Source organism: Mycobacterium sp. 852014-50255_SCH5639931 (genome assembly GCF_001665605.1).
GTDB classification, from domain to species: Bacteria; Actinomycetota; Actinomycetes; order Mycobacteriales; family Mycobacteriaceae; genus Mycobacterium; species Mycobacterium paraffinicum.
In genome coordinates this window covers 334136-347065 of sequence record NZ_LZSV01000002.1, presented here as the reverse complement: position 1 = coordinate 347065, position 12930 = coordinate 334136, and the positions used below count along the sequence as shown (strand labels likewise).

The following is a 12930-nucleotide window of genomic DNA, read 5'->3' as shown; positions in this document are numbered from 1 at the left end:
CTCAGGCGAACCACTTGGTGAGCGGGGGCGGGAGCACCCGCATCACCTGCACCAGCGGCGCCCACGGCCACCACGGCACCGCCGCCCGGCCGGGCTCACGTTCCATGGCGGCGACGAGCGCGTTGACGCCGGTCTCGTTGTCCACCATCAACATTGTGCTGTTCGACTTGGCCGTCATCTCCGACTCGATGTAGCCGGGTTCGATGACCGAAACCTTGATGGGGCCCTTGGCATATTCGGCGCGCAGGGATTCACCCAGCGAACTCAACCCGGCCTTGCTTGCAGCGTAGGCGGCCTTGACACCCGGCACGCCCTTGTTGCCGAGCACCGACGAGATGAGCACCAGATGGCCGGAACCGGTGTTGTTGAACATCTCCAACGCCGTCTCGATCTGCACCAGCGCGGCCACCAGGTTGGTCTCGAGGGTCGCCTTGTTGGCCCATACCTTGCCCGAGCCGAGCTTCGCGCCCTTGCCGATGCCGGCGTTGACGATGACGCGGTCGATGCCGCCGAGCTCGTCGCTGAGTTCGCCGAAGACCTTCGGCACCTGCTCGTGGTCGTTGACGTCCAGCGCCGCCACAGCGATCTTGATGCCCGGGTACTGTTGTGACAGTTCGGCTTTCAGCTCGTCCAGCCGGTCGGTGCGCCGCGCGCACAATGCCAGGTCGCGGCCCTTGGCGGCGAACGCTCGCGCCATGCCGGCGCCCAGGCCGGAACTGGCACCCGTGATGAGGATCTTCTGACGAGTCATCCGGGCAGCATATCGACAGGTGTCAAGTCGCGGGCCGCCGCCTACTTGAGCAGCCGTGACATCCGCCGGTCGGCGAGCACTTTGCCGCCGGTCTGGCACGTCGGACAGTATTGAAAAGACTTGTCCGCGAAGGAAACTTCACGCACGGTGTCCCCGCACACCGGACAGGGCATGCCGGCGCGGGCATGCACCCGTAGGCCGGAGCGTTTCTCGCCTTTGAGCGTGGCCGCCCCCTGGCCCACGGACCGGCTCACCGCGTCGCGCAGGACGGACACCATCGCGTCGTGCAGCGTGGTGAGCTGCTCATCGGTCAGCTTGCCCGCGGTGGCGAACGGCGAGATCTTCGCGACGTGCAGGATTTCGTCGCTGTACGCGTTGCCGATGCCGGCGATCACCTTCTGATCGGTGATGACCGTCTTGATCCGCCCGGTGTTGCCGGCCAACAGCCCGGCAAGATCGTCGACGCTGAGCTCCAGCGCGTCGGGGCCGAGGGCGGCGATGCCGGGCACCGACTGCGGATCGTCGACGAGCCACACGGCCAGCCGCTTCTGGGTGCCGGCCTCGGTCAGGTCGAAGCCGGGCGCCTCGCCGGGCGTGCCCAGGTGCACGCGCAGCGCGATCGGGCCCTTGCCGGGCCGAAGTGGCGCCGCGGCCAGCTTGTCGGACCACCGCAACCAGCCCGCCCGGGACAGGTGAGTGATCAAGTACAGCTCTCCAGCCTGCAACCCCAGGTACTTGCCCCACCGGTGAGCCCCCGTCACGGGTTGGCCGTGCAGCACGCTGAGTGGCGGGTCGAAGGTTTTCAGGACGGAGAGCGCGCCGACGTCGACGCGGCCGATCGTCAGGCCGACGGCATGGCGGCGCAGATGGTCGGCCAGGGCTTCGACCTCGGGCAGTTCGGGCACGCCCTTCAGTCTGCCGGTCTGAGTAAATAGGTGTCCATGATCCAGCCGTGCCGCGCACGCGCCTCGGCCCGCAGCGCCCCGATGCGCGTGGCGACCTCTCCGACGGTGCCCGCCACCAGCAGCTCGTCGCCGGTGCCCAGGTAGGCGCCCCACCAGATGCGGGTGTCGGGCGGGCACACCTGAAAGGAGCACTCGGCGTCGAGCATCACGACCGCCGATCCGTCCAGGCCGTGCGCGCGCAACTTCCTGCCGGTGGTGATGAGGACCGGTTCCCCGACGTCGTTGAGCGGGATGCGGTGTCGAGCCGTCAGCGCCTGTACCGCGGTGATGCCGGGGATGACGTCGAACGTGAACTCGAGCCCGGCCGCATCGGTCTTGATGGCCTCCAGGATGCGCAGCGTGCTGTCGTACAGCGACGGGTCGCCCCAGGCCAGGAAGGCGCCGACGCCGTCGCGGCCCAACTCGGCGGCGATCGCGGCCGCCCAGACCCGGGCCCGTGCCGCATGCCAGTCCGAGACGGCGTCGCGGTAGTCGGAGTCGGCCGACCGTTTGGGGTCGGGCAGCTCGACGAAGCGGTAGCCCGGCTCGCGGATGAACCGGGCGCAGATCTCGCGCCGCAGCGCCACCAGGTCGCTTTTCGCCTCGCCTTTGTCCATCGCGAAAAACACCTGGGTGTCGTTGAGCGCCTCGATCGCCTGAACCGTCACGTAGTCAGGGTCGCCGGCGCCGATGCCGATGACGTGGATATGCCGGCCCAAAAAACCCTCCTCGTTGCTTGCATCAGATTGCCGAATCGAAACCGCAAGGGCCTAGTCGGGACCAAAAGTACCCAGTACCATTGGTACCGTCTGAAGCACCCAATGAAGGGACGCCAGCACCATGACTTCCGCGGTGAAACCAGGTGGGCCGAGTCGTGAAGAGTTCTCGGAGCGGCTGCTCAGGGGCTCGGTGAAAAAGTCCTACGAACCGATCGTCGACATCGACTGGGACGCCCCGCTGGATCCGGACAAGTTCTTCCTGCCGCCGCGGTTGGTGTCGCTGTACGGCACCCCGATGTGGGACGAGATGACCCGCGAGCAGCAGATCGAGCTGTCCCGCCAGGAGTTGGTCAACACGCTCTCGGCGGGCATCTGGTTCGAGAACATGCTCAATCAATCACTGCTGCGGACGATCCTGCACGAGGACCCCACGAGCCGGTCGACCCATTACAAGCTCACCGAACTGGGTGACGAGACCCGCCACATGGTCATGTTCGGCAAGGCCATCGAGCGCATCGGCGCAAAGCCGGTGCGACCCAGGCTGTTTCACCGGATGATCATCAACGCGCTTCCGCTGGCGTTTCAGCGCGGCTCGATGCTGTGGGTGGCCGCGCTGATCGGCGAGGAAATCTTCGACTCATTGCAGCGGCAGATGATGGACGACCCGGAATTGCAGCCGATCATCCAGCGGCTCATGCGCATTCACGTCACCGAGGAAGCGCGCCACATCCAGTTCGCCCGCGACGGCGCCCGCAAACGCGTGGCCGAAATGCCCCGGATGAACCGCTGGTTCATGGCCAACATCAACGGGCTGGGCGGGTACTTCTTCAACTACTTGTTCAGCAACCCGATCCCGTATGCGCGCACGGGCCTGGACCCGAAGAGGGCGCGACGAATCGCACGGACCAGCCCGCATCGCCGTGAGACGCAGGTCGCCGGTTTCGCCCCGCTGGCGGCGTTCCTGTCCGAGGTGGGTCTGCTGGGTCCCATCGCCCGCCGCGGCTGGAAGCGCAGCAGATTTCTGTGACGCGGCCGCGCGGCCTTCGCGAGCCCCGCCATCCCGTAGCCATCTTGGGTGCGCACGCCGGCGCAAGCGCGGCATTGTCGGGGGCCGGCGTCACCGACTATGTGGTCCTGGACGGGCCGGCGTCGGCGCTCCAGGCAAGGTTCGACGACGTCACGGATTGCTGGCTGCTGACGACGGCCGCGGGCGGGGATGTGCGGGCGCGTGCCGTCATCGCCGCCGATGAGGCGTCCTTCGTTCCCTGGCTGCCGAACATCGCGGGCCGCGACCACTTCCTGGGCGCGTCGTTTCACGCGGCTGCCTGGGACCCCGACTTCGATCCGTCCGGTAAGCGCATCGCGGTGGTCGGCACCGACACCGCCGCCGGTCACCACCTCGGCCGGCTGATCGAGGCGGCGGCGTCCGTCACCGTCTTCGCCCACTCGCCCCGCCGGGTGGTCACCGAACTCCCACTGTGGCCAACCCGGGCCACGCGCTGGCTGCGTCACCGCATCCGGCCAACCGCCGCGCGCCCTCGCGTCAAGCTGGCCGGGTCGGCGATCGAGGCGGTGACCGCATCGAGCATCCGCACCAGCGATGGCGCCGAGCACCGCGTCGACGCCATCGTCTACGGCACCGGCTTCTCCATCCCCGAAGAGCCGGCCGATCGCACGCTGATCGGTGCCGGCGGGATGACCATCCGGCAGGCCTGGCACGACGGCATGGAGCCCTTCTACGGCGTGGCGGTTCGCGGCTTCCCCAACTACTTCTTCATCACCGGGCCCGACACCGACGCGCAGGAACGCTACATCGCCGACTGCCTGCGGCTGATGGAGCGCACGGGCAGCACCCGCATCGAGGTGCGCGCCAGCAGCCTGGGGGTGTTCAACGAGCGGGCCCAGCTCACACCCGACCAGGCTCCTCCGGTGGCATCCGCGTTCGACCTGTCGGCCGCCGCGCCCGAGCGTGGCGACACCTATGACGGTGCGGCGACGCTGGAAATCGGCGGCGCCAGCCATCCGGTGCGGGTCCGGCTCACCGGCCACCTCGACCCGATCGACGGCCGCTACCACTGGCAGGGAACGGTATTCGGTTCGCCATCGCGGCCGCTGACGGACGAGGCGCTCAGGCAAGCGCGGACCGCGACGTTGACCGTGGGCCGGCGCAGCGCCGCCGCGCGCATCGTCGAACAGACGCCGTGGGGGACGCACTCGGTCGCCGGAGTGGGCGCCCCGCCGTACGCCCCCAACTGATCGACGGTTTTCCGCTGCTTGTCGCGCGATTTTTCGAACACAATGCCGCGTTTGGGGGTCCGCGGTAGGTGGTAAACCCGGGGGATGCGCGTGCAGCGCAGCGAATCGAACAATGTGTTCGGCGCGGTAGAGGCGGGGGCCTCGAACGGGTGGGGACGAGCACGCGCCTCACTCATGCCGGGCCGCCGATGGCGTGTGCCCCGGCCGCGGCCCCGGTGGGCTGCGATTTCTGGCGGCGTCCAACCCGGTCGACCCGAATTAGACTTTTGCCGCCGAGGGCGGATACTCAAGCAGTTGGCCCGGCAGAAATTCGAGGAGCAGCGATGAAACCGGACGACAAGACCCAGCTGAAAAGCCGGATTGCGACGTCGCCTCCGTTTCGGACACCGCCGGGAACCCGTGCGCCTCGACTTCCTGGGCCCGCGAAGGCGAAGGGGTTGCGGTGGTGAGCTCGGTAGCTGAGTCCCCCAGCTCGCTGGCCGTCGCGACGCGGACGGATCAATCGGTGGCGATTTTGACCGTCGACGGCGTGCTCGACACCACCAACTCCTCGGCGCTCCGCGACCACATCCTGCAGGCCACACTGGGCGAGCCCGCGGCCGTCATCGTCAACATCTCCGCGCTCAAGGTGCTCGCCGAATTGGCGTGGTCGACCTTCATCGGCGCGCACTGGCAGGTTCGCGGCAACCCCAACGTTCCGATCGTGCTGGTATGCGCGCACCGCGGGACACGCGAGGCGATCACCCGCAGCGGCGTCGCCTACTTCATGCCGGTCTACTCGACCGAGAAGGCGGCGATGAAGGCGCTGGGTCAGCAGAGCCGGCGCGCCGTGCGCCGCGCCGACGCCCAGCTGCCCGCCGACCTGACCAGCCTGCGTGAATCGCGTCGCCTGGTCCGCGAATGGCTCACCGCCTGGTCGCAATCAACACTCATCCCGGTCGCGTTGGTGGTGGTCAACGTGTTCGTCGAGAACGTGCTGGAACACACCGCGAGCTTCCCCGCAATGCGGATCGAGAGCCATGGCGCGACGGCCACGATCGCGGTGTCCGACAGCAGCCGCGCCGCGGCCGTGCGGCTGCCGTCGCCGACGAACGGCATCGACGTGTCCGGCCTGGCGATCGTCGACGCGTTGTCACGCGCGTGGGGCAGCACGCCCACCGCGGCCGGCAAGACGGTGTGGGCGGTCATCGGGCCCGAAAACCAGCTCTGAAGCCTTATTGTGCTGGGAACCCGGGCACGGGTAGAACTAGAACACGTTCTAATCTCGTGTGACGACCCGGTTCAGGAAGGCAGATGACGTGCGGTTCACCTACGCGGAGGCGATGACCGACTACAGGTATTACATCCCGCTGGCCCAGGCGGCCGAGGCGGCCGGGTACCACGCCATGACGATCGCCGACAGCATCGCCTACCCCTTCGAATCCGACTCGAAGTACCCGTACACCCCCGACGGTGATCGCGAGTTCCTGGACGGCAAGGAGTTCATCGAAACCTTCGTGCTGACAGCGGCATTGGGGGCGGTGACGACGAAGCTGCACTTCAACTTCTTCGTCCTCAAGCTGCCCATCCGGCCGCCGGCGCTGGTGGCCAAGCAGATCGGTTCGTTGGCCGCGCTGACCAACAACCGGGTGGGCTTCGGTGTCGGCACCAGCCCATGGCCGGAGGACTACGAACTGCTGGGTGTCCCGTTCGCCAAGCGCGGCAAGCGCATGGACGAATGCATCGAAATCATTCAGGGGCTTACCAGCGGCGACTACTTCGAATTCCACGGCGAGTTCTACGACATCCCGAAGACCAAGATGACGCCGGCTCCCACCGAGCCGATCCCGGTCCTGATCGGCGGGCATGCGGACGCCGCGTTGCGCCGCGCGGCCCGGCTGGACGGCTGGATGCACGGCGGCGGTGACCCGGAAGAACTCGACGGGCTCATTGCCAAGCTCAAGCGGTATCGCGAAGATGCCGGCAAGACCGGGCCGTTCCAGATCCACGTCATCTCGGCCGACGCGTACACCGTGGACGGCATCAAACGGCTCGAAGACAAGGGCGTCACCGACGCCATCGTCGGATTCCGCATTCCCTACATCAAGGGCAAGGACACCGAGCCGCTGGAGAACAAGATCCGCAACCTCGAGATGTTCGCCGAGAACGTCATCGCGAAGGTCTAAGCGGCGGTCACAGCGGATCCCACTTCGGAGCCCGCTTCTCGCGGTGCGCCTTGGCCGCCTCGGCCGGGTTGCTGGTGAAACCGCTGAGGATCTGGGTGCGGTTCTCGATCTCGATTGCATGCCGCAAGCTCGGCGCGTCCAGTGCCGCGTTGAGCCCGATCTTGGTCTGCCAGACGCCGTAGGCGTTGTTCTCGGCGATCGACCGGGCCACCTTCAGCGCGGCCGTCATCAGCTCGTCCGGGGCCACCACCTCGTGCACCAGCTTGATGCGGTAGGCCTCGGCCGCGTCGATGATGCGGCCGGTCAGCATGAGTTCGCGCGCCACGCCCGCGCCGACGATCTTCGGCAGCAGATAGCTGGTGCCCATGTCCATCGACGAGAAGCCCGCCTTGATGAACGCCGAGGAGAATCGGGCCTGGTCGGAAGCGACACGGATGTCGGAGACCAGTGCGAACGCCAGCCCTCCCCCGACGGCCACGCCGTTGACGGCGGCGATCACCGGGATGGGCAGCTCATAGATCCGGGTGAACAGCTCGGCCAGGCGGACCTGGGAGTCGTAGTTGACCTTGAACGGCGGGGTCGACGGCCTGGGCGTGGTCCACGGTTCTCCGGTGCCGCTCAAGTCGGCCCCGGCGCAGAATCCGCGGCCGGCGCCGGTCAGGATCGCGGCCCTGAAGTCGCCGCCGGCGAGGACGTCCAAAGCACGCTCCACGCCGTCGATCAGCGATCCGTCGATGGCGTTCAGGCGCTCCGCGCGATTCAAGACGATGCGGGCGATGTCGCCTTCGAGGGTTTCCAATTCCACTGCGGGCATGCGAGAACCGTAAGCGACGCGATATTCACCGGCGGGGCATACCGTGGTTTGGCCGCCACATCGAAGGAGAAACCATGGCACGAACCGAAGGTGACAGCTGGGACTTGGCCAACAGCGTGGGAGCGACGGCAACCATGGTCGCCGCCGCCAGGGCCGCCGCGAGCAAGCGTCCGCAGCCGGTCGTCACCGACGACTTCGCCGAGCCGCTGGTGCGTGCCGTGGGATTGGACGTGTTCACCAGGCTCGCCAGCGGCGAACTGGATTCCGACGAGCTCGGGCAGAGCGTCGGATTTCATCGGATGGTCGACACGTTCGCCGCCCGCGCCCGGTACTTCGATGATTATTTCGCAGCGGCCGGCCAAGCGGGGCTGCTGCAGGTGGTGATCGTGGCTTCGGGACTGGATTCCCGCGCATACCGGCTGCGCTGGCCGATCGGCACGACGGTGTACGAAATCGATCAGCCCGAGGTGATCGCGTTCAAGGCGGCGACGATGTCCGAGATCGGGGCGGCCCCCACCGCCAAGCTTCGCGAGGTGGGGATCGATCTGCGCGAGGACTGGCCGGCGGCGCTGCAGGAGCAGGGTTTTGATCCGGCCCATCCCACGGCCTGGCTCGCCGAAGGCGTGCTCATCGGGTGGCTCCCGCCGGAGGCCGAGATTCGGCTGCTGGACTCCATCATCCCGCTGTCCGCCGAGGGCAGCCGGTTCGCCGCCGACTACGGCACCGTGACCGGCACCTCGCCGGCGGCCCAGGAACAAGCGCGGCTGATGACCGAGGGCTGGCGACGGTGGGGGCTCGAGATGGACCTGACCAGCTTGACGTATCCGGGCGAGCACACCGACGTCGCGGCGTATCTGCACGAGAATGGTTGGGAAACAACCGAATCCAGGCTCACCGATCTGTTCACCGCCGCCGGGTTGCCGGAGTTGGGGCCGGCGGCCGAGCAGGTCCCGGCGACCACGATCAAATTCGTCCGGGCCGTGCGGCTCTAGCCCCGCTTGGCCAGCCACTCGGCCTGCATCACCAGCAGGGCCATGACCTCCAGCTGCGGGGTATCGGGGTCCAGTTCGCGGTAGCGCTGGTAAACGTTGACGACCACGCGCTCCGCGTCCAGCCAGGTCGCATACTCACCGAGGTCGATGGTGTCGGCCGCTTCGGACCACGACAGCCCGCGGCGGTAGGCGGCCTCAGCTTGTTCGGAGACGTGCGCGAGATATCCACGGACCGCACGGATTCCGTCCGGGTCGCTGACGGGGCCATGGCCGGGCACCACTGTCGGCGCGTCGAGCGCGATCATCGCGTCGCACGCGGCGATCCAGTTGGCGATCGGGCCGGCCCACACAATCGGGGTACAGCCGATGAACAGCAGGTCGCCACCGAAGAGGACCCCCGCGTCGGGTACGTGGACCACCGAATCCGCGGCGGTATGCGCGGGCCCCAGGTTCAGCAGGTCGATGCGCCGCCCACCCACCTCGATGGTCAGCTCACGGTCGAACGTCTGATCCGCGTTGCGCACCGTGATTCCGCTGAAGTCGAAGTACCCGAAGCGGTCTCGCGTGTAAGGGGTGGCAACCGGCCCGAGGTTCGCGGTCTGCGCCATCGCCAGCATCTCGGGCGCCATCCCGTGCGCGATCTCGTCGGCGGTACCCTGTGCGGCGATGATCCGCACCGAGGCGTCGAGCAGTTGGTTGCCGTGGGTGTGGTCACCGTTCGAGTGGGTGATCACCGTGTCGGTGATGGGCGCCGACGAGGTGATATCCCGCATCGCGGTGAGCATTTCGCGCGTCAGCGCCAGGTCGAACAGGGTGTCGACGAGCAGGGACGCCCCCTCGCCGGCGACCAGCCCGGCGTTGCTCCACCCGTAGCCGCCGTCCGGCAGCGTCCACGCCCATACCCGGTCGGCGACCTCGTGCAGGCCGCGGGTGTAGGGCACCTTCGCGGGTGCCCGGTTCACCCGCCGCGGGGCGGGCGCCGCGTCCGGGTTGGCCCGGGCCGCCAGGGGGTGCGGTGCGCCGCTGGCGCGCACGGTTTGCCGGGTCTCGCCGAGCCCCTGGACCTGGAGCGTGACGACGTCGCCGTCGTGCAGCCAGCCGGGGAACGAGTCCAGCGCCGTCGGGTTCAGGTGCTCGACCAGCGTGCAGGTCGGCACGGTGCCGGAGCCGATGACGTCGCCGGGGACGAGCGTCACGCCGCGCGACGCGTAGGAGATGACTTCGCCGAAGGTCCAATCCATTTGGGCGGTCGATCCCGACCCGATCACGGCGTCGTTGACCAGGGCGGTCACCCGCAGGTCGAGCCTGCCGTCCCGCCGGTAGGGCTCGAGCTCGTCTGGCGTCACCAAGTACGGGCCCAGCGTGACGCCGCTGTCTTTGCCCTTGCCCTGCCCAATGCCGAGTTGGCTTTCCATTTGTTGGAGGTCACGCGCGGACCAGTCGTTGAAGATGGTGTAGCCGATGATGGCGCGTTCGGCTTCCTCGACCGAGAGGTCCCGCCCACCGGTTCCGATGACCGCGGCGATCTCCAATTCGAAGTCCTGCCAAGCACTCCCGGGCGCGGTGGGGGCGTCGTCGTAGGGCCCCAGAACCGTTGCCGGACAGGCGAAGTAGAACGCCGGTATCCGGTACCAGGTGTCAGCGAGCGTTCGCCCGGCGCCGAGCGCGGCCTGGCAGTTGCGCATGTGGTCCAGAAAACACAACGAGTCGCGGATGGACGGCGGCCGTGGGATCGGGGCCAAGAGCCGCACCGTCCCCACCGACACGGCCGCCGCCGGTGCGCGCAGCGCCTCCTCGCCGGCCGCACGCAACCCGTCGGCGCCACGGCCGATCAGGCCGAGCAGCGTCACGCCGGCCGGCATCGCGTGGATGGCGTCACCGGAGAGCACCCCGGTGCGTTCACCGTTGGCATCCAGGTAGGTCACCCATTTCATTCGCGCACCACCTCACTCGGTTCCTTGTCCGGCCGCAGTCCGCGCCAGCTCGATTGGCGTAACCGGTCATCGGGGGTCCACTCGCTGTAGCGCACCTCCCCCACCAGCACCGGCTCGACGTAGGTCACGCCCCTGGCCTCGCTGCGGGGAAGCGGTGGGGTGAAGGGGGATTGGTCGGTGTGCAGCGGCGCCAGGGTCTTCTTCAGGTTCGCCAGGTCACGTTCGGTGAACCCGGTGCCGACCCGCCCGGCGAAATGCAGGCCGTTGTCGGTGGGAATGCCCATCAGCAGCGAGCCGATGCCGCTGCTGCGGCCGCCCTCTCCCGCCTTCCAGCCGCCGATGACGACTTCCTGGGTGTTCCAATGCTTGTCCTTGATCCAGGACGCCGAGCGTCGCCCCGGCTGATAGGTGGAGTCGCGCTTCTTGGCGACCACGCCCTCCCACCCGTGCTTGCCCGAGTGCTCCAGCGCCTGTTTCCCATCGCCCGGCAACAGCTCGGGGACGATGAGGTCACTGCCGCTCGCGAGAGTTTCCAACAACTTTCGGCGGTCCTGGTAGCGGGCCCTCAGCAGCGAACGACCGTCGAGATACAGCACATCGAACGCCCAGAATTCCACTCGGCTGCCGCGGCCGCGGTTCTGCATCGCGTGAAAGCTCGGCACCCCGGCGGCGTCCAAGACGACGGCCTCCCCGTCGAGCACCACGTGATGATCGGCGAGATCTGCTGCGAGCGAACCTAATTGGGGATATTCGTTGGTAACCTCGCGGCCGCGCCGCGACCTTACCCGCAGGGCGCCGTGGTCGATTTCGACCAGCAGCCGGTAGCCGTCCCATTTGCCTTCGAAGGCCCACTGGCCCGCCTTGCACGCCGACACCGAGCCGTGGGTGGCGAGCATGGGCGCTATTCCGTCGAAGTCGAAGACCTTCTGGTCTTTCATCCGGTGCGCCAGCCACTGGTCACCGTTGGTCTGGATCAGCGCATAGCGGCCGGAAACCTTGCTGCCATGCAGATTGACGATGACCTCGTCGTCGAGAAATTTCTCCGCCTCATAAGTCCCGGAGTCCCAGATGATCACCTTCCCGGCCCCGTACTCCCCCTTGGGGATGTTGCCCTCGAAGCTGCCGTACTCCAGGGGATGATCCTCGGTGTGCACCGCCAGGTGGTTCACCGAGGTGGTTTCGGGCAGGTTCTTCGGCACCGCCCACGACACCAGCACGCCGTCTTTCTCCAGCCGGAAGTCGTAGTGCAGCCGGCGGGCATGGTGTTCCTGGATGACGAAGGAATTGCCTTGGCCCGTGGTCGGTTTCGTCCGGGGAACCGGCTCCGGAGTTTTCGACGCGTCCCGCATGCTGCGGTACTTGGTCAACCGGTCCGGGACGGCGACGTCGTTGTCCAGCGCCGCCAGCAGATCGCCGTCACGCGCCACCCGGTCCAGCACCTCGTCGTAGCGCAATTGACTCAGCGCCGCCGGGGCGGCGAGTTCCTCCCAGGTGCGCGGCGCCGCGACCGTGGGATGTTCGCGCCCGCGCAACGAATACGGCGCGATGGTCGTCTTCGCCCCGTTGTTCTGGCTCCAGTCCAGGAACACCTTCCCCGCGCGCAGGCTCCGGGTCATGGTCGACGTGACCAGCTTGGGCATCGACTTTTCCAGTTGCTGGGCAACCCGTTTCGCCAACACCGTCGCCCCCTTGCTGCTCACCGGCTCCGCCAGCGGCGCGTAGAGGTGCAGGCCTTTGCTGCCGCTGGTGAGCGGAAACAGGGTCAGCCCGATTCCGCCAATGAGATCGCGCACGGCATGGGCCACCTCGGCGAGCTGGCCCATGGTCACGCCTTCACCGGGATCGAGGTCGAACACCAATCGGGTTGCGGGACCGGGCTTGAGCTCTTCCGCTTTGCTTCGGGTCCACTCGGCGACGAACCGCCATTGCGGCACGTGCACTTCCAGCGCTGCTTGTTGCGCGATCCAGGCCAGTCCTTCGGGGCTGTCGATGATCGGATACGTCGTGGTTCCGGACCGGTGCGTGACGCTCGCGCGCGGCAGCCAGTCCGGCGCCGACGAAGCCAGTTGCTTCTCGAAGAACGAATCCTGTTCGACGCCATTGGGCCAGCGTTTGCGGGTGGCCGGGCGCCCCGCGATGTGCGGGATCATCACCTCGGCGATCCGGGTGTAGTAGTCGAAGACGTCCCGCTTGGTGGTGCCGGTGGCGGGGTAGAGCACCTTGTCGGCGTTGGTGAGCTTCACCCGCGGTGCCATGGTGTCAACTTACGCGTTTGAGCAGCGATCATGGCTTCCCACCACGGATTATGTCTCAAACGTAAATTTATGTGACATCGATTACGAAGGCGTTAGACCC

Annotated in this window: 11 protein-coding genes and 1 pseudogene; 5 read left to right on the top strand and 7 right to left on the bottom strand. The window is 67.4% G+C overall.

Annotated elements, in window-relative coordinates:
* Position 1: 1 nt before the first annotated feature.
* The 4 genes and pseudogenes from A5758_RS02190 to cobF form a co-directional block, all read right to left on the bottom strand.
* On the bottom strand, positions 2-751 hold the full coding sequence (locus A5758_RS02190) for an SDR family oxidoreductase (protein ID WP_067735772.1): 750 nt from the start codon (positions 749-751) through the stop codon (positions 2-4).
* 41 nt (positions 752-792) lie between these two features.
* Positions 793-1260, bottom strand: a complete 468-nt coding sequence (locus A5758_RS26155; RefSeq protein WP_231987206.1) for a zinc finger domain-containing protein — start codon at positions 1258-1260, stop codon at positions 793-795.
* 153 nt (positions 1261-1413) lie between these two features.
* Positions 1414-1656, bottom strand: a pseudogene (locus tag A5758_RS26150) (DNA-formamidopyrimidine glycosylase family protein); the annotation flags it as partial.
* Positions 1657-1661: 5 nt separating this feature from the next.
* The gene (gene cobF, locus A5758_RS02180) at positions 1662-2414 is read right to left on the bottom strand and encodes a precorrin-6A synthase (deacetylating) (RefSeq protein WP_067735767.1); all 753 of its coding nucleotides are present in this window, start codon (positions 2412-2414) and stop codon (positions 1662-1664) included.
* Positions 2415-2535: 121 nt separating this feature from the next.
* Between cobF and A5758_RS02175 the strand changes: the two genes are divergently transcribed.
* The 4 genes from A5758_RS02175 (at position 2536) to A5758_RS02160 (ending at position 6835) form a co-directional block, all read left to right on the top strand.
* Positions 2536-3441 (top strand): diiron oxygenase, encoded by a 906-nt coding sequence (locus tag A5758_RS02175; protein ID WP_067200142.1) that lies wholly within the window; start codon positions 2536-2538, stop codon positions 3439-3441.
* A 242-nt stretch (positions 3442-3683) separates the two neighbouring features.
* Positions 3684-4670: a DUF4873 domain-containing protein gene (locus A5758_RS02170; protein ID WP_231987205.1), complete on the top strand. Its 987-nt coding sequence runs from the start codon at positions 3684-3686 to the stop codon at positions 4668-4670.
* A gap of 445 nt (positions 4671-5115) precedes the next feature.
* Positions 5116-5880, top strand: a complete 765-nt coding sequence (locus A5758_RS02165; RefSeq protein ID WP_067200466.1) for an STAS domain-containing protein — start codon at positions 5116-5118, stop codon at positions 5878-5880.
* 88 nt (positions 5881-5968) lie between these two features.
* Positions 5969-6835 (top strand): LLM class flavin-dependent oxidoreductase, encoded by an 867-nt coding sequence (locus tag A5758_RS02160; RefSeq protein ID WP_067200139.1) that lies wholly within the window; start codon positions 5969-5971, stop codon positions 6833-6835.
* Positions 6836-6842: 7 nt separating this feature from the next.
* Here A5758_RS02160 and A5758_RS02155 read toward each other — a convergent pair whose 3' ends face one another.
* Positions 6843-7640 carry an enoyl-CoA hydratase/isomerase family protein gene (locus A5758_RS02155; protein WP_197503703.1) on the bottom strand — a complete coding sequence of 266 codons (798 nt, stop codon included), beginning with the start codon at positions 7638-7640 and terminating at the stop codon, positions 6843-6845.
* 83 nt (positions 7641-7723) lie between these two features.
* Here A5758_RS02155 and A5758_RS02150 point away from each other — a divergent pair, with 83 nt between their 5' ends.
* On the top strand, positions 7724-8641 hold the full coding sequence (locus A5758_RS02150; protein ID WP_067735761.1) for an SAM-dependent methyltransferase: 918 nt from the start codon (positions 7724-7726) through the stop codon (positions 8639-8641).
* Here A5758_RS02150 and A5758_RS02145 read toward each other — a convergent pair.
* Positions 8638-10575: a fumarylacetoacetate hydrolase family protein gene (locus tag A5758_RS02145; protein WP_067735758.1), complete on the bottom strand. Its 1938-nt coding sequence runs from the start codon at positions 10573-10575 to the stop codon at positions 8638-8640. The genes A5758_RS02150 and A5758_RS02145 overlap by 4 nt on opposite strands.
* A complete protein-coding gene (locus A5758_RS02140; RefSeq protein ID WP_067735755.1) occupies positions 10572-12830 on the bottom strand; it encodes an ATP-dependent DNA ligase in 2259 nt (752 codons plus the stop codon). Before A5758_RS02140 ends, A5758_RS02145 begins: the two co-directional genes overlap by 4 nt.
* Positions 12831-12930: the final 100 nt, after the last annotated feature.

What these genes read in the sequence shown, in the direction of transcription:
- A5758_RS02190 (WP_067735772.1), bottom strand. Translation starts at nt 751, where the DNA reads ATGACTCGTCAGAAGATCCTCATCACGGGTGCCAGTTCCGGCCTGGGC.
- A5758_RS02175 (WP_067200142.1), top strand. Translation starts at nt 2,536, where the DNA reads ATGACTTCCGCGGTGAAACCAGGTGGGCCGAGTCGTGAAGAGTTCTCG.
- A5758_RS02150 (WP_067735761.1), top strand. Translation starts at nt 7,724, where the DNA reads ATGGCACGAACCGAAGGTGACAGCTGGGACTTGGCCAACAGCGTGGGA.
- A5758_RS02145 (WP_067735758.1), bottom strand. Translation starts at nt 10,575, where the DNA reads ATGAAATGGGTGACCTACCTGGATGCCAACGGTGAACGCACCGGGGTG.
- A5758_RS02140 (WP_067735755.1), bottom strand. Translation starts at nt 12,830, where the DNA reads ATGGCACCGCGGGTGAAGCTCACCAACGCCGACAAGGTGCTCTACCCC.